This window comes from Aeromonas aquatilis (assembly GCF_054052405.1).
Window position 1 is genome coordinate 31,594 of record NZ_JBSTYP010000016.1, and the last position, 14,940, is coordinate 46,533.

Below are 14,940 nucleotides of genomic sequence, written 5' to 3' on the forward strand. Positions count from 1 at the left end.
CGGGCCGGATATTACTCGACTTGGAGGTGGATTTGGACAAGATATTTATCGATGAGGTGGTTGCCGAGATGCACACCATCCAGGACATGTTGCGTTGGGCCATGAGTCGTTTCAACGACGCCGGGATTTTTTACGGTCATGGAACCGACAACGCCTGGGATGAAGCTGTGCAGCTGGTACTGCCCGCGTTACATCTGCCACCGGATGTAGACCCGGCCATGCGCCACTCCCGTCTCACCAGCAGCGAGCGTCACCGTATCGCCGAGCTGATTATCCGCCGCGTACAGGAGCGGGTACCGGCCGCCTATCTGACCAACAAGGCTTGGTATGCCGGTTGGGAGTTCTACGTGGACGAGCGGGTGCTCATTCCCCGTTCACCCATTGCGGAGATGGTGGCCAACCGTTTCGCGCCCTTCCTCAAACATGAACCGACCCGGATCATGGACCTGTGCACCGGCTCCGGTTGTATTGCCATCATCATGGCCCACGAGTTCCCGGAAGCGGAAGTGGATGCCATCGACATCAGTATCGATGCGCTGAACGTGGCCGAGCGCAATATCAACGATCACGGGCTGGAGCAGCAGGTCATTCCGATCCGCTCCGATCTGTTCCGCGATCTGCCGGCGGGCGACAAGTACGATCTCATCGTCTCCAACCCGCCCTATGTGGACTCCGAAGATATGTCGGATCTGCCGGACGAGTTCCGTCACGAGCCCGAGCTGGCGCTGGCGTCCGGCTCCGATGGTCTCAAGCTGACCAAGCGTCTGCTGGCCCATGCGGCAGATTTCCTCAAGGATAACGGTGTGCTGGTGGTCGAAGTGGGCAACAGCATGATCCATCTGGAAGCCCAGTTCCCCGAGATCCCCTTTACCTGGGTTGAATTCGAAAACGGCGGCCACGGCGTCTTTGTGATGACCCGTGAAGAGCTGGTGCAGTATCAGGATCATTTCGCCATCTACAAGAACTAAGCAGGAGCGCGCATGGCAGGGAACAGTTTTGGTCAACTCTTTCGGGTCACCACCTTTGGCGAGAGCCACGGCCTGGCGCTGGGCGCCGTGGTCGATGGTTGCCCGCCGGGGCTGGAGATAAGCGAAGCGGATCTGCAGGGGGACTTGGATCGGCGCAAGCCGGGCACCTCCCGCTACACCACGCCGCGCCGCGAGCCGGACGAGGTGAAGATCCTCTCCGGGGTGTTCGAGGGCAAGACCACCGGTACCTCCATCGGGCTCTTGATCGAGAACACCGATCAGCGCTCCAAGGATTACTCCGATATCAAGGATCTGTTCCGGCCAGGTCACGCTGACTACACCTACCACCAGAAGTATGGTCAGCGGGACTATCGCGGCGGTGGTCGCTCTTCTGCCCGCGAGACCGCGATGCGGGTAGCGGCGGGGGCGATCGCCAAGAAGTACCTGAAACAGGTGCATGGCATCGAGATCACCGGTTTTCTCTCCCAGCTCGGCCCCATCAAGGCCGAGGCGTTTGATGCCGCGCAGATTGAGCAGAATCCCTTCTTCTTCCCCGATGCGGGCAAGCTGGAAGCGCTCGATCAATACATGCGTGACCTGAAAAAAGAGGGCAACAGTATCGGTGCCAAGGTGCAGGTCATTGCGCGCAATGTGCCGGTGGGCTTGGGTGAGCCGGTGTTTGAGCGTCTCGACGCCGACATTGCCCACGCCATGATGGGCATCAATGCGGTGAAAGGGGTGGAGATCGGCGATGGCTTTGCGGTAGTGGAGCAAAAAGGCTCCGAGCATCGTGACGAGATGACCCCGTCAGGTTTTGCCAGCAACCATGCGGGCGGCATTCTGGGCGGTATCTCTTCCGGCCAGGATATCGTGGTGAGCATGGCGCTCAAGCCCACTTCCAGCATCACTGTGCCTGGCAAGACCATCAATACCGAAGGCGAGGCAATCGAGATGATCACCAAGGGTCGTCACGATCCTTGTGTAGGTATTCGCGCCGTGCCCATCGCCGAAGCCATGCTGGCGCTGGTGTTGATGGATCACCTGCTGCGCCATCGCGCCCAGAATCAGGGGGTGTTGACCCATACCCCACAGCTGCGCTGATAGCTGTTGCTGCTCATCGACTGATCGCTCCCTGTTTGGGGAACAAGTTCGACAATACCAAAAAGGCGACCTTCGGGTCGCCTTTGCTATTTTAGGTGGCGGCTTACCCCGTCAATGCTTGCGGAGGGCGCGGGTCAGCAGATCCGCGGCGCCTGGATCGGCATTGAGGCGACACCTGGGGGGCGAATACTTGTTGTGGGGTTTGGGCAAGGCATGAATGGCCTCGTTGACTTTGAGGATCTGTTCTTCGCTCACGCTGTTTTTGGCAAACATCAGACTGACCGGCTGGTGGTGTAGCAACAGTTGGCAGCTGATAAACTCTTCGGCCCCCAGCTGGGCCAGCCGGTAACGGGCATATTGCCACTCCATGATGATGCCATCGAGGCGGCGAGCCAGCAGCAGATCGATCATTCGCTCATCGGCGTTGTATTCGGTCGCCATTTTTAGCGCCGGGCAGCTATCCATCTGATGCATGGGGCGGGTGCCGCGCAACTTGCCTATCTTGAGCCCTTTCTCGTTACACAACGCGGGCAGATTATAGAGCTGCGCCCAGCGATCCTGATGGCCGGGGATCGGGTTATTACTCAACAGCACATAGGCGCTCTGGCGGTAGGGATCCGAGAAGCGGGCGTACTGTTGGCGCTCCGGCAGAGGGAGTGCGGCCATCGCCACATCCAGCTGATCGTGCTCCACCAGATGCAGTGCCCGTGCCCAGGGGATCTCGCGAAACTTGGGGGTGAAGCCCGCCCGGGTGAGGATCTGGCGGGTCAGGCTGACATCCAGCCCGTCCAGCTCGCCCCGGTTGTCGATCTGGCTGAAAGGGGGCCAGTGGCTCCAGGCCACGGTCAGGGCCTGGTCGGCCTGCAACTCAGGGGAGAGCAGCATAAGCAGCAGGCCGATCCGAATGGACCATCTGCTACGGATTGCATATCGCGTGGTCATAGCCAAACCTCGTTATCCCGTTCTTCTATCATGTGGCCCGTCGTCTGCATGTCCGGGCCGGAGCTGCGGAGACAGATATTATGTTGGCAGTTAATAGTGTGGTGCCTGCGCCAGCGGTCAACGGGATTATTCGGGGGGCAGCAGGGGGCTTTTCTGTTTGTGCTGGGAGGAACATCACATTTTTCTCGTTTCTCCTCAATAACTCCGCTAGACTGCGCCCCTATTCTTTCCCCTTTGCTCTGCTCCCCGGGGAAATCGTTGTGTTCTCAACAGGCCCGAGTCTGGCGAGATGGCATCGGCTCAGCAGAGGAGCCCCATCCCGGATTGTCGGCGCCCCTATCCCTAGCAGGTAACTATGAGTTTTACTTCCCTCGGTCTGGCCGAACCCTTGTTGCGTGCCGTTGCCGAACAAGGCTACGACACCCCGTCTCCCATTCAGCAGCAAGCGATCCCCGCCGTTCTGGCTGGCCGCGATCTGATGGCGGCGGCCCAAACAGGGACCGGCAAGACCGCAGGCTTTACCCTGCCGATGCTGCAACGTCTGATGGAGAGCAAGCGCAAGGTCTCTCCGAACCGCGTCCGTGCGCTGGTACTGACCCCGACGCGCGAGCTGGCCGCCCAGGTGGGCGAGAGCGTGCGTAACTACGGCAAACACCTGCCGATGCGCAGCCACGTCGTGTTCGGCGGCGTCAGCATCAATCCGCAGATGATGGCGACTCGCCGTGGTCTGGACGTGCTGGTGGCCTGTCCCGGCCGCCTGATTGATCTTTACAACCAGAACGCCGTCAAGTTCGACGAAGTGGAGATCCTGGTACTGGACGAAGCGGATCGCATGCTCGACATGGGCTTTATCCGCGATATCCGCCGTATCCTGGCTCTGATGCCGAAGAAGCGCCAGAACCTGCTCTTCTCCGCGACTTTCGCCGACGAGATCCGCGAACTGGCCACTGGTCTGCTGGATAACCCAGCAGTGATCGAAGTCGCCCCGCGCAACAGCACCGCGGAGCGTATCGAGCAGCTGGTGCACCCGTGCGACAAGGCCAACAAGATTGCCCTGCTGAGCCACCTGATCTCCAGCAACAACTGGCAGCAGGTGCTGGTCTTTACCCGTACCAAGCACATCGCCAACCGCGTTGCCGAGAAGCTTGAAAAAGACGGCATCAGTGCCGCCGCCATTCACGGCAACAAGAGCCAGGGTGCCCGTACCCGCGCACTGGCCGGCTTCAAGGATGGCAGCGTGCGCGTGATGGTCGCGACCGACATCGCCGCCCGTGGCCTCGATATCGACAAGCTGCCGCAGGTAGTGAACTTCGAGCTGCCGAACGTGGCGGAAGATTACGTACACCGTATCGGTCGTACCGGTCGTGCTGGCGCTGCCGGTCACGCCATCTCGCTGGTTGCGGCCGATGAAGGGAAGCTTATCAAGGCCATTGAGCGTCTGACCAAGCAGAACATCCCCTGCGAGCAGGTGCCCGGCTTCGAGGCGTCCCGCGAGACCCTCGATAACATCGCCCGTGGTATCGGCGCGCCGCTGCGCAAAGAGCCCCGTGATCCGAGCGAGCAGCGCCGTGCGCCGCGTCCGCAAGGTCAAGGCCTGCGTCAGGGTGCCGCTCGCTCCGGCAACAACGGTGGCAACGCAGGCGCTAACCGCTCAGGCAACGGCGGCAAGCCCAAGCCCCAGGGTGGTCAGCGTCCGGCTGAGGTTGCAGCCAAGCCGGCTCAGGCCCGTCGTCCACGTCGCGCCAGCCACAACCAGTAAGGGCAAGGAGAGCCACGCTCCCGCTCTGATCGGTTAAACGAAAAGCCCTGCCATATCGGCAGGGCTTTTCTATTTCTGCTTCTGCAGTTCCGCGTTTGGCTGACCTGCTCTGGTCAGGAGAGCAGGGCGGTGCTCAGGAGACAGGCCGCGCTCAGCAAAATGACGGTGAAGGTCAGCCCCATCCCCACTACCCGATAGCGGAAATTCTCCGGTGTGCGGCTCATGCCGAAGGCGTGACAGAGGCGACCAAGCAGCAGGGCACACCCCAGCAGATGAACCAGCCAGGGGGCATGGCTGCCGGTTTCAACGAAATAGATGAGCAGCAGGGTGAGGGGGACATACTCGGCAAAGTTGGCGTGTACCCGCATGGCCCGCAGCATGGCGGGATCATCGCCGTGTCCCAGCGCCACTTTCTGGCGGTGACGGGTGCGAATGGTGCGCACGCTGAGCAGGACAAAGAGCAGGGCAAGGAGGGCCGCATAGATGGGCAGTATGGTCATGGCATAGGGCTCCCGAGGTGATGGATAAGCATGGATCTGTTGTGCGCTCAATGGCTTGCCCTTGAGGGTAGCAGTAAAGAGGGCACGGCCATGGCGTCCTGATCGCCCTTGCCAGATAAAAAAAGCCCCGCCAGTCTGGCAGGGCTTGTTGTCTGGTTTTAGGTTGCGTGCAGCGTAATCAGCTGCACTTCGCCAGTCAGGCGCCGTAGGGGAGAGAGGAGTGGTGCAGTACGATGAGCACCTTGCCATCATCCCCCTTCTTGAAACCCCAGCTCTTGTCGACAGTGGTTTCTTTGTTGTCGCGATCCACCAGATGCACCTTGCCCATGGTCAGCGTCATGTCGCCGTTGATATAGACTGCGGCATTGTCATAGCGGTAGCTCTGCCAGTTTTTCAGGGCAAAGCCGCTACTGCACTTATCCGCTTCCATTCGTTCAATAAAACTGATCTCCATCAAATTTCAGGACAAAATAAATGCCGTAGATAACATTTAACATACTAGTTGTGTCGGCGTTTGATATCCTGCTTATCCGAGCAAAACGGTTCCAAAGGAACTTGGGATGTAACTATTTGTTGCTTTCTTTTCTAGCCATTTAAATTGATTTTCTGAGTGGTTGTTCAAAGAATATAGCCTTCATTTGTGCAAGCTAATATCAATCATTTTATGGTCTAAAAATACGAAATTTAAATTTACCAGAATAAAGGGAATACAAAATGGGAAAAATTAAAGATCCAGCGACAATCGTGAGTGAATTCGGAGTTGATCCTGTTGTTTTAGATCAGCTTGGTGTTGTGAATGTATTGCTGAACACTGATACATTGTTGTTTATTGATCCTCTACTATTAGCAGAAAGTGCTCACATTGAAATTCGAGAGGGGGCATTCCAATCATATGTAAATCGATTTTATCAGATTATAAAGCTTTTGGCTGTATCTAAAGAAGAAGATGATGTTCCTTGGCGAAATGCTAAAAGATTATTTAAGTTTTCTGAGGTCAGTTGGACATGTTTAGGTTATGGAACAACAGTTAGAGGTTCTGGCTTTGGAAAGGATCTAGTCGCGAGCACCTTGGATACTGCATCAAAAATCGTTTCACTTGGTGTAGATGATATCGACCTTTTTATGGCGTTAGCTTTATTTGAGGAAGGTATTGGCCCTGATCGAATAAGTGATATGACAACGAATATCATCTTAAATGATCTAATATCTTTTTCTATACGAGTTAATGGCATACTGAATATTCCAACAAGAAAATTTATAGTTGGAGGTAAATCGTATGAGCTAGTTGTTAATCCATACTCAAATCAGCCATTATTATTTGTTCCAAATGATATCGTTCGTGATTTACCGATAGCCTCCGATTGGAGTGATATAGCAAGAGTTGTGAAAGAAAATGAAGAACTACGGGAGAGAGTCAATAATCACGTAGGTGAAGTTTGGGCTACAATGACTAAAAAAGAAAAGCAGAGGTTGAAAGATGCAGCTCTGAAAAGTAAGGAGGCTTTTCAGCAAGTATTGGACATGATCCACGAGGTAGAACCAAAGCCATATGATTTCAAAAATGATAGAAATGGAGAGTCTTTTTGGACTGAGCTTTTACATAAAATATCAATAAATTATCCATACGACTTATCTGAATTCTCTGGCAGAAAATTAAATCAAGAAGAAGTTGTGGCAGTTGTCAATAAAATATTGGAGCAATTTCAAGATCTGATAGAAAATAAGGGGCTTTGGAAAGAACTATGGGATGAAAATGGAAAGCCTAGGAAAGAGAAGGCTTCACAGAGACTTTTTTTTGCAGTGGCGTATAGCTATTGCAAAGCAAATAACATTGATCTGACACCGGAAGCTGACTCTGGCAACGGGCCTGTAGACTTTAAACTATCAAAAGGATTTAATTCAAAATTGGTTGTTGAAATTAAACTATCTACCAATAGTAGCTTGGTTCATGGATATGAAAAGCAGCTGGAAATATATAAAAAGGCTGATGATACAGATTTAGGGTTTTTTTTAATAATTGATGTAGGTGGAGTAGGCAAAAAAATATGGTGAAGTGCAAAGAATGCGAGACGAATTTATAAAGACGAATGGTAAAGCATCGGACATTTGGTTTGTTGATGGAAATCAAAAGGCATCTGCAAGTAAACGAGCCTAGCAAATGCCCCGCCAATCTGATTGGCGGGGCTTTGTTATTTTTAGGCATTCCGTATCAGCGAGGGCTTATAGAGCTGGCAGCAGTCCCAGGCTGACGCTGACCTGTACACCGACGATCAGCACGCCCATGGCGGCGGCCAGTCCCAGCGCCACTAAGCCACCCGGGGCGCGGTAGTGGTGGGCGGGCGCCTGTTTGCGGCTCTGCCACACCAGCGCCACCGGCAGCAGCACCGCGAGGATCGCCAGCGCAATGGCGGCGTAGCCAAGCGCCATGATAAAGCCCTGCGGGAAGTAGAGGGCAAACAGCAGTGGCGGCACAAAGGTGATAAGGCCGGTTTGGCTGCGGCCCTGCCAGTTGTCCTTGCGGCGGGTCACCTTGGCCATAAAGTCGAACAGTCCCAGCGTCACCCCGAGGAAGGAGGTGGCGAGTGCCAGATCTGCAAACAGGTGCATCGCCTGATTAAACGCAGGCCAGCTCACCAGCTTGCCGACGTTGGCCAGCAGGCTGTCCAGCGCGCCGCCGGTTTGCAGCAGGGCTTGCTGGCCGAGCAGACCGAGGATCGCCACCTGCCACAGCACGTAGAGGATCAGCGGTAGGGCTGAGCCCCAGACAAAGACCCGACGCAACTGCTTGGGGCAGTCACCGAGGTAAAGCATCACACTCGGAATGGAGCCGTGAAAGCCGAACGAGGTGAAGATGACCGGCAGGCCCGCCAGCAACAGGCCCTGACCCAGCGGCATCGAGAGCAGATGCTGACCTTCGGTGCGGGGCAGCAGCAACGCCAGCACCACCACCATAATCACCAGTTTGACGGTGAACATCAGCCGGTTGAGGTAATCCACCGAGCGGGTGCCGACACAGACCATGCCGCCAAACAGCAGAGTAAAGGCCCAGGCGGCCTGCTCCTGGCTGATGGTCATGCCCGCATCGGCCAGCGCCTGTGCCAGCAGGCTGCTGCCGCCGCTGATGTAAGCGGAGGCCAGCGAGTAGAACAACATCAGGATACAGAAGGAGGCGATGCGCTTGCCCCAGGGGCCGAGCAAATGATCCGCCAGCTGGTGCAGGTACCACTTGCCGGTGTTGAGGCTTGCTTCTACTTGCAGCATGGCGGTAAAGGCCATCAGGGCCCACAGGCCAATCATCAGCAGCAGGGTGGCGGGGCCGCCGAGGGAGGAGGAGGCCAGCGGCAGGGCCAGCATGCCGGCGCCTATAGTGGTGCCGGCAATCAACAGGGTACAACCCAGGGTTTTGGTATTCATGTTATCCATCCGAACGTAGCGGTGTCAGTGCAAACAGGCGATGTCAGCAGTGACGTCAACAAGAGGGGGCCAATTGGCGTTATCAGCAGGCGCCTCCGGGGATAAGGCCGGAGGCTAGCAATATCGGAACGGGAACATCTGTACCTAAAACCTGTCACTTGTAAAAGATGCTTGCCACGTTAGCGGATCAAAATAGCGGAAACAACCTCTTTTATACGGATCTTGTGCTAGCTCGTGGCAACAGTTGGAAATAAATGATGACAGTGATGGCTAATTGCAGAAAAAAGCACCGAAAAAGTGACTGGCAGGGGGTTCATAGATACAGATAAGCCAAGTGGCAGCAGCACGGATAGGGGCGCGGGGAGGGGGTTGTATTGACGTTGGCGTGGCGTTGAGAGGCAAAAGAGTTGTGGAGGTCGGTTGCTTAGTCGGTCAGACGGGTGGAGAAAGCAAAGCGGGCGGGTAGGGTTGTGGGGGAAAACAATAAGGCTGCCGATGCTGGCAGCCTTATTGTCATCTGTTCTCTTTGCCCACCCATTGACAGCAAATCGGGTCTGCTGCGGTCAGGTTAGCGACGGCGCTTGAGGGTGCGGCTCACATAGTGCAGCCCGCTCTGGTATTCGCCGTTCACCGCCTTGAGTGCCAGCTCCAGCGCCTGGTTGGCCAGCGCGTCGTGCTGCTGGGGCAGGGAGTTGATGCCAAAGGGGAGGAAGTCGAGCAGCCGATCGTCCCCGAAGGTGGCCATGGCAAGCTGGCTCATATCGATCTCCTGCTCCAACAGGTAGTCGAGTACCCCCTCCATCAGGATATAGGAGGTAGTGATTAGCGCTTCGGGCAGTTGACCCAGCTGCTGGTGCAGATCTTTGATCAGGCGATACCCCTCAAGGCGAGAGAAGTGATCCCCCTCGCACAGGTGGCGAGCCGCGATGTGACTGGCGACCGCCTGCTCGAAACCGGCTTTCCGCTCCTGACTGATCGTTAGTGCCGGCAGCGCGGTGATCAAGGCGATATGGTGCAGAGTCGGGGTGAGCAGGGAGCTGGTGAGATCAAAGCTCGCTTTCTCGTTTTCACTGGCGACGGTGACGAACTTGTCGGCGGCCATCGCCCGGTCGATGGCGAGGATCTGGCTGCCTTGTGCCTGCAATTTGCCGTAGAAGGGGTCGTCTGGCGGCAGGCAACTGGCCACCAGCAGGGCGTCCACATGGCGGCTCACCAGCATCTGGGCCAGCTCTTTTTCTGTGGCGGGCTCATCTTCCGAGCAGACGATCAGCAGCTGATACCCCTGCGCCCGCGCCCCCTGTTCCAGCCGTTTGGCCAGCTTGGCGTAACTGGCGTTCTCAAGGTCGGGCAGGATAAAGCCGAGGGTCTTGGTCTGGCCGCCACGTAGGGAGGCGGCGCGGCTGTCCGGCTGGTAGTTGTGGGCGGTGACGACGGCCATCACCTTGTCACGGGTGGCCTGGCTGATGCGGTATTGGTCGGCTTTGCCATTGATCACATAGCTGGCCGTGGTGCGCGAGACACCGGCGAGGGCGGCGATTTCATCCAGTTTCATCATATTGGCTCTGTTTGAGTTGCTAGGCCCACGGGCACTGCCTGGTAAGGGCACCGAAAAGTGTGCGCGGGATCATATCATTGAAAAGCACTCTTTGTGGGTACTTGATCAATTCGCTGAAACGATTCAGTCTTAGTGTAAGTGAAACGATTCAGCCTGTCAGCAACGAAGAGACCCAGTGGCCTGAAAATCGGGCCCCGATCACAGTGAACCGTGTTCGGGTCTATTGTCAGCTGGCGAGTTATCCGAATGTTCAATTGTGACGTACCGGCGTGGCCGGAACCTGATGGAGAGTCTCTATGTTGAAGTTGGCGCGAGAGCAGATCTTGCTGGGGCAGTCGGTGGCGACCAAGGCCGAGGCGATTGCCCTGTTGGCAGGCAAACTGACCGAAGCCGGTCTGGTGGAGGCGGGCTATGTCGATGGCATGCTGGCCCGTGAAGCGCAGCATGCCACCTATCTTGGCAGCGGCATCGCCATTCCCCACGGCACCACCGACACCCGTCATCTGGTACAGAGCACCGGCGTCATGGTGGCCCAGTTCCCCAACGGCATCGAGTGGGATGAGGGGCAGATCGCCTACGTCACCATCGGCATCGCCGCCAAGTCCGACGAGCATCTGGGCATCTTGCGCCAGCTCACCCATGTGCTGGGTGACGAGCAGGCGGCAGCCCAGCTCAAAGAGGCCACCGACGCCGACACCATCATCAATATCCTGACCGGTGCCACTGCTGCCAAAGAGGTGCAATACCTGACTCTGGCCGACTTCCCGGCCGATGATCGCGACCAGCTGTTGCTGGGCGCTGCCGCCCGCGCCAAATCCGCCGGTTGGGGCGATGCCGCCATGGTAAGCGCCCTGCTGGCAAGCGAACCGGCCTATCTGGGCGAGGGTATCTGGCTGGCGCGGGCCAATGTTTTGCAAACAGCATCGGCCCAGACCGGCTGGGTGTTGGCAACGCCTAGCAGCGAACTTCGCGCAGGGGAGCTGCCGGTCAGCGCCATGCTGCTGCTGTGTGCCGCAGATAGCGGCCATCTGCCGCAGCTGGAGAATCTGGCCAAACTGGCGGCTGCTGGTCAGCTGGCGACGCTGGCGGGCAGCGACGGGTTGGCCATGTTGCTGGCGGGGCCTGCGAGCGGTCTTTCCGATACTTTCACCATCATCAACCCTCACGGGTTGCACGCTCGCCCGGGTGCCATGCTGGTCAAGGTGGCCAAAGAGTTTGAATCAGATATCCGGGTGGCCAATCTGGATGGCAGCGGCGAGGCCGTCTCCGCCAAGAGCCTGATGAAGGTGATCGGCCTTGGCGTCAAGTGCGGTCACCGTCTGGCATTTCGCGCCGAAGGGGCAGATGCCGAAGCGGCCCTCAAGGGGATCGGTGAGGCGATCGCCGCCGGTCTCGGCGAGGGGGCGCATTGATGAAGATTGTCACCATTACTCTCAACCCTGCCCTTGATCTCACTACTCGCCTTGAGGCGATGAGCCTGGGCGAGGTCAATCTGGTGAGCGAGGCCAACCTGCGTGCCGCAGGCAAGGGGATCAACGTCGCCATGGTGCTCAAGGACTTGGGCCGCGACGTGGGCGTCACTGGTTGGCTGGGCGCTGACAATGAACAGAGTTTTGTCTCCCTGTTTGCTGAGCGGGCGCTGGATGATCACTTTGTCCGCGTCGCGGGCAGCACCCGCATCAACGTCAAGATCTCCGAGCAATCCGGTCGGGTCACCGATCTCAACCTGCCGGGGCTCACCATCCTGCAAGGGGAGGTGAGCTCGCTGGAGCAGGCCATCGACCAACTGGCTGCGCATGCTGAGTGGTTCGTGCTGGCGGGCAGCCTGCCCAAAGGGGTGGCCCCCGATTACTGCGCCCATCTGATCCGCTTGCTCAAGGCCAAGGGTAAGCAGGTGATCTTCGATTGCAGCGGCGCGGCCTTAAGCGAAGGGATCAAGGCGGCGCCGACCCTAGTCAAACCCAATCTGGATGAGCTGAGCCAGTGGGCGGGCCGCCCCATAAAGACTCTGAGCGAGCAGGCCGAGTGTGCCCGCGCGCTGCAGGCAAGCGGCATCCCCAACGTGGTGATCTCCAACGGCGCCGATGGCCTCATCTGGTTTGCCCAGGATGCCGTTTGGCAAGCCATTCCGCCGCGGATGCAGGTGGTCAGCACGGTCGGTGCTGGCGATTCCCTGGTGGCCGGTCTTGCCCATGGTCTGAGCCTTGGCTGGACGCCGGAGCAGACCCTGCGGCTGGCCACCGCCGTCTCGGCCTTGGCGGTCAGTCAGGTCGCGGTCGGCTTTGACGATATCAATGTGCTCAACTTTTTACTTGAACAGGTGCGCGTAGAGCGTCTGGATGCGCTGGCACCGGTTCAGTGCAATGCCCCCTCAATGGAAAACTCAGGAGATGCCCAATGAAAGCAATCTTGGTTACGGCTTGCCCGGCGGGCATTGCCACCAGCTTTCTCGCTGCAAAACGGATAGAACAACAGGCCAAACTGGCTGGCTGGGAACTCACCCTCGACGTCGGCTCCAGCGTGCAGCCCCGCCAGGTGCCGAACAAGGATCAGATTGCCGCCGCTGACCTGGTGCTGGTTGTCGCCAGTGCTCCGGTGGTTCTCGCTGCCTATGATGGCAAACGAGTCTATCAGGGCAGCATGGATCTCGCCCTGCAGGATCCGGCCGCCTTGCTGGAAGCCGCCGCCAACGGCGCCAGCCTCTATCACCATCAAGCCGCCTCCGCCGTTGCCAATGCTGCCGCCAAACCGGCCGCCGCAGGCAAGCGCATCGTGGCGGTGACTGCCTGTCCGACCGGGGTGGCCCACACCTTTATGTCGGCAGAAGCGCTGGAGACCATGGCCAAACAGCTGGGTTATCAGATCCGTGTCGAGACCCAAGGCTCGGTCGGTGCCCAAAATGCCCTGACCGCCGAGGAGATTGCATCCGCCGATCTGGTGTTCCTCGCCACCGACATCGAAGTGGACATGGCCCGTTTCGATGGCAAGCCGGTCTATCGCACCAGCACTAGTGCTGCGCTGAAGAAAACCCGCGCCGAGCTCGACAAGGCGTGGAACGAAGCAAAACTGTATCGCCACAGTGGCGCCAGCCAACCCAAAAAAGAAGAGAAAGCAGGCCCCTACAAGCATTTGCTGACCGGTGTCTCCTTCATGCTGCCGATGGTGGTGGCGGGCGGCCTTATCATCGCGCTCTCGTTCGTGTTCGGTATCGAGGCATTCAAGGTGGAAGGCACCCTGGCCGCCGCTCTGATGAAGATCGGTGGTGGCTCCGCCTTCGCCCTGATGATCCCGGTGCTGGCCGGTTACATTGCCTACTCCATCGCTGACCGCCCGGGTCTCGCTCCCGGCATGATCGGCGGTATGCTGGCAAGCTCGCTGGGCGCCGGTTTCCTTGGCGGTATCGTGGCCGGTTTCCTGGCCGGTTACAGCGCCAAATACCTGAGCGACAAGGTGCGCCTGCCGACTACCCTGGAAGCGCTCAAGCCCATTCTGATCATTCCACTCTTTGCCAGCCTCTTTACCGGTCTGGTGATGATCTATGTGGTGGGTGGCCCGGTGGCCGGCATCATGAATGCCATGACCACCTTCCTCAACAACATGGGCTCCGCCAACGCCGTGCTGTTGGGTGTCATCATCGGCGCCATGATGTGCTTCGATATGGGCGGCCCGGTCAACAAGGCAGCCTACGCCTTCGGGGTCGGCCTGCTGGCCTCCAAAACCTACGCCCCGATGGCAGCCGTGATGGCCGCCGGTATGGTGCCGGCGCTGGGGATGGGGATCGCCACCTTCCTGGCCCGTACCAAGTTCATCAAGGCGGAGCAGGAAGCGGGTAAAGCCTCCTTTGTACTGGGTCTGTGCTTCATCTCCGAGGGGGCCATTCCGTTTGCCGCCAAGGATCCGATGCGCGTTATCCCGGCTTGTATGGTTGGCGGCGCCCTGACCGGTGCGCTCTCCATGCTGTTCGGCTGCGAACTGATGGCGCCTCACGGTGGTCTGTTCGTGCTGTTCATCCCGCACGCCATCAGTAACGTCATGATGTATATCGTGGCGATTGCAGCAGGCTCGCTGCTGACCGGCGTCTCCTACGCCATGCTCAAGCGCGGCGAAGAGCAGGCCAAGCTGGCGACAGCCTGATAGCCCTTCCACTTTTAAAGCAAGCAGTTCAATGCCGCCCGGTTGTGAGACCGGGCGGCATTTTTATATGCCACGCTAAATGGATCATTCCATGTTCGTTCCGTTTGTAGGCCAGAACAACGCCAAGACAGACGCCAGGTATTCATTGTGTGGGGCAGGGGACTTGGCAGGTATCACTCATCCTCCCATGCCTGGATATTTGTTACGCAAGGGATTGAGGCTCGCAAGTGCAGCTGAGCCTATATAGTCACATATGCGAGCGACTGGATGACAAAATCAATGCGATCAATTCCACTCTAATACTGGGGGCGTAGGCATATAAGGATGCTGGAGAGAACAAATATTGCAGTTAAGACCGCTCCAGAATGTCATCGTGCTACATGAAGATGGTATGTGATGGGGCAATAGGGCCAGGTATTAACGATTAATGCAGCAGCAAAAACGCAGAGTGATCACTGATAAATTCAATTCATATGCCAACAAACAAGGATTTGAGAACACTATACAAGCTGTTGAATTAGTCAACATCTCTGGCCAACACCTAACCCCGGAGTTACGCATCGAAAA

12 protein-coding genes are annotated in these 14,940 nt (G+C 57.5%); 7 read left to right on the top strand and 5 right to left on the bottom strand.

Annotated elements, in window-relative coordinates; translation table 11 throughout:
• The first annotated feature begins 32 nt into the window (after positions 1-32).
• The gene (gene prmB, locus ACW5W8_RS08180) at positions 33-968 is read left to right on the top strand and encodes a 50S ribosomal protein L3 N(5)-glutamine methyltransferase (protein WP_005345333.1); all 936 of its coding nucleotides are present in this window, start codon (positions 33-35) and stop codon (positions 966-968) included.
• A gap of 12 nt (positions 969-980) precedes the next feature.
• Entirely contained in the window at positions 981-2,069 is a 1,089-nt protein-coding gene (gene aroC / locus ACW5W8_RS08185) for a chorismate synthase (protein ID WP_498627276.1), read from the top strand.
• Positions 2,070-2,180: 111 nt separating this feature from the next.
• Here aroC and ACW5W8_RS08190 read toward each other — a convergent pair whose 3' ends face one another.
• Positions 2,181-3,011 carry a substrate-binding periplasmic protein gene (locus tag ACW5W8_RS08190; RefSeq protein ID WP_498627277.1) on the bottom strand — a complete coding sequence of 277 codons (831 nt, stop codon included), beginning with the start codon at positions 3,009-3,011 and terminating at the stop codon, positions 2,181-2,183.
• A gap of 355 nt (positions 3,012-3,366) precedes the next feature.
• On the opposite strand from ACW5W8_RS08190, the gene ACW5W8_RS08195 reads away from it, so the two are divergent.
• On the top strand, positions 3,367-4,770 hold the full coding sequence (locus tag ACW5W8_RS08195) for a DEAD/DEAH box helicase (protein WP_498627278.1): 1,404 nt from the start codon (positions 3,367-3,369) through the stop codon (positions 4,768-4,770).
• Positions 4,771-4,883: 113 nt separating this feature from the next.
• Here ACW5W8_RS08195 and ACW5W8_RS08200 read toward each other — a convergent pair whose 3' ends face one another.
• Together ACW5W8_RS08200 and ACW5W8_RS08205 are read right to left on the bottom strand one after the other, a co-directional pair.
• Entirely contained in the window at positions 4,884-5,270 is a 387-nt protein-coding gene (locus ACW5W8_RS08200) for an MAPEG family protein (protein ID WP_498627279.1), read from the bottom strand.
• A gap of 196 nt (positions 5,271-5,466) precedes the next feature.
• Positions 5,467-5,724 carry a metal-independent carbonic anhydrase family protein gene (locus ACW5W8_RS08205; RefSeq protein WP_498627281.1) on the bottom strand — a complete coding sequence of 86 codons (258 nt, stop codon included), beginning with the start codon at positions 5,722-5,724 and terminating at the stop codon, positions 5,467-5,469.
• Positions 5,725-5,984: 260 nt separating this feature from the next.
• Here ACW5W8_RS08205 and ACW5W8_RS08210 point away from each other — a divergent pair, with 260 nt between their 5' ends.
• Positions 5,985-7,322, top strand: coding sequence for a DUF8370 family protein (locus tag ACW5W8_RS08210; protein ID WP_498627282.1), 1,338 nt, complete (start codon positions 5,985-5,987; stop codon positions 7,320-7,322).
• A gap of 168 nt (positions 7,323-7,490) precedes the next feature.
• On the opposite strand, the gene ACW5W8_RS08215 is transcribed toward ACW5W8_RS08210, so the two are convergent.
• Together ACW5W8_RS08215 and cra are read right to left on the bottom strand one after the other, a co-directional pair.
• On the bottom strand, positions 7,491-8,684 hold the full coding sequence (locus ACW5W8_RS08215) for an aromatic amino acid transport family protein (protein WP_498627284.1): 1,194 nt from the start codon (positions 8,682-8,684) through the stop codon (positions 7,491-7,493).
• Positions 8,685-9,252: 568 nt separating this feature from the next.
• The gene (gene cra, locus ACW5W8_RS08220; protein WP_498627285.1) at positions 9,253-10,239 is read right to left on the bottom strand and encodes a catabolite repressor/activator; all 987 of its coding nucleotides are present in this window, start codon (positions 10,237-10,239) and stop codon (positions 9,253-9,255) included.
• Between the two features lie 296 nt (positions 10,240-10,535).
• On the opposite strand from cra, the gene fruB reads away from it, so the two are divergent.
• From fruB to fruA, 3 genes are read left to right on the top strand one after another with little or no spacing between them, the layout of a single operon-like run.
• Entirely contained in the window at positions 10,536-11,651 is a 1,116-nt protein-coding gene (gene fruB / locus ACW5W8_RS08225) for a fused PTS fructose transporter subunit IIA/HPr protein (protein WP_498627287.1), read from the top strand.
• Complete coding sequence (gene pfkB, locus ACW5W8_RS08230; RefSeq protein ID WP_498627288.1) at positions 11,651-12,640, top strand: 1-phosphofructokinase; 990 nt, start codon at positions 11,651-11,653, stop codon at positions 12,638-12,640. The genes fruB and pfkB overlap by 1 nt, the downstream gene beginning before the upstream one ends.
• Complete coding sequence (gene fruA / locus ACW5W8_RS08235; protein ID WP_498627289.1) at positions 12,637-14,373, top strand: PTS fructose transporter subunit IIBC; 1,737 nt, start codon at positions 12,637-12,639, stop codon at positions 14,371-14,373. Before pfkB ends, fruA begins: the two co-directional genes overlap by 4 nt.
• Positions 14,374-14,940 lie beyond the last annotated feature (567 nt).

Excerpts from the sequence above, each read along its gene's own strand:
- ACW5W8_RS08205 (WP_498627281.1), bottom strand. The coding sequence starts at position 5,724 with ATGGAGATCAGTTTTATTGAACGAATGGAAGCGGATAAGTGCAGTAGC.
- ACW5W8_RS08190 (WP_498627277.1), bottom strand. The coding sequence starts at position 3,011 with ATGACCACGCGATATGCAATCCGTAGCAGATGGTCCATTCGGATCGGC.
- ACW5W8_RS08215 (WP_498627284.1), bottom strand. The coding sequence starts at position 8,684 with ATGAATACCAAAACCCTGGGTTGTACCCTGTTGATTGCCGGCACCACT.
- ACW5W8_RS08210 (WP_498627282.1), top strand. The coding sequence starts at position 5,985 with ATGGGAAAAATTAAAGATCCAGCGACAATCGTGAGTGAATTCGGAGTT.
- fruB (WP_498627287.1), top strand. The coding sequence starts at position 10,536 with ATGTTGAAGTTGGCGCGAGAGCAGATCTTGCTGGGGCAGTCGGTGGCG.
- cra (WP_498627285.1), bottom strand. The coding sequence starts at position 10,239 with ATGATGAAACTGGATGAAATCGCCGCCCTCGCCGGTGTCTCGCGCACC.
- aroC (WP_498627276.1), top strand. The coding sequence starts at position 981 with ATGGCAGGGAACAGTTTTGGTCAACTCTTTCGGGTCACCACCTTTGGC.
- fruA (WP_498627289.1), top strand. The coding sequence starts at position 12,637 with ATGAAAGCAATCTTGGTTACGGCTTGCCCGGCGGGCATTGCCACCAGC.
- ACW5W8_RS08200 (WP_498627279.1), bottom strand. The coding sequence starts at position 5,270 with ATGACCATACTGCCCATCTATGCGGCCCTCCTTGCCCTGCTCTTTGTC.
- pfkB (WP_498627288.1), top strand. The coding sequence starts at position 11,651 with ATGAAGATTGTCACCATTACTCTCAACCCTGCCCTTGATCTCACTACT.
- ACW5W8_RS08195 (WP_498627278.1), top strand. The coding sequence starts at position 3,367 with ATGAGTTTTACTTCCCTCGGTCTGGCCGAACCCTTGTTGCGTGCCGTT.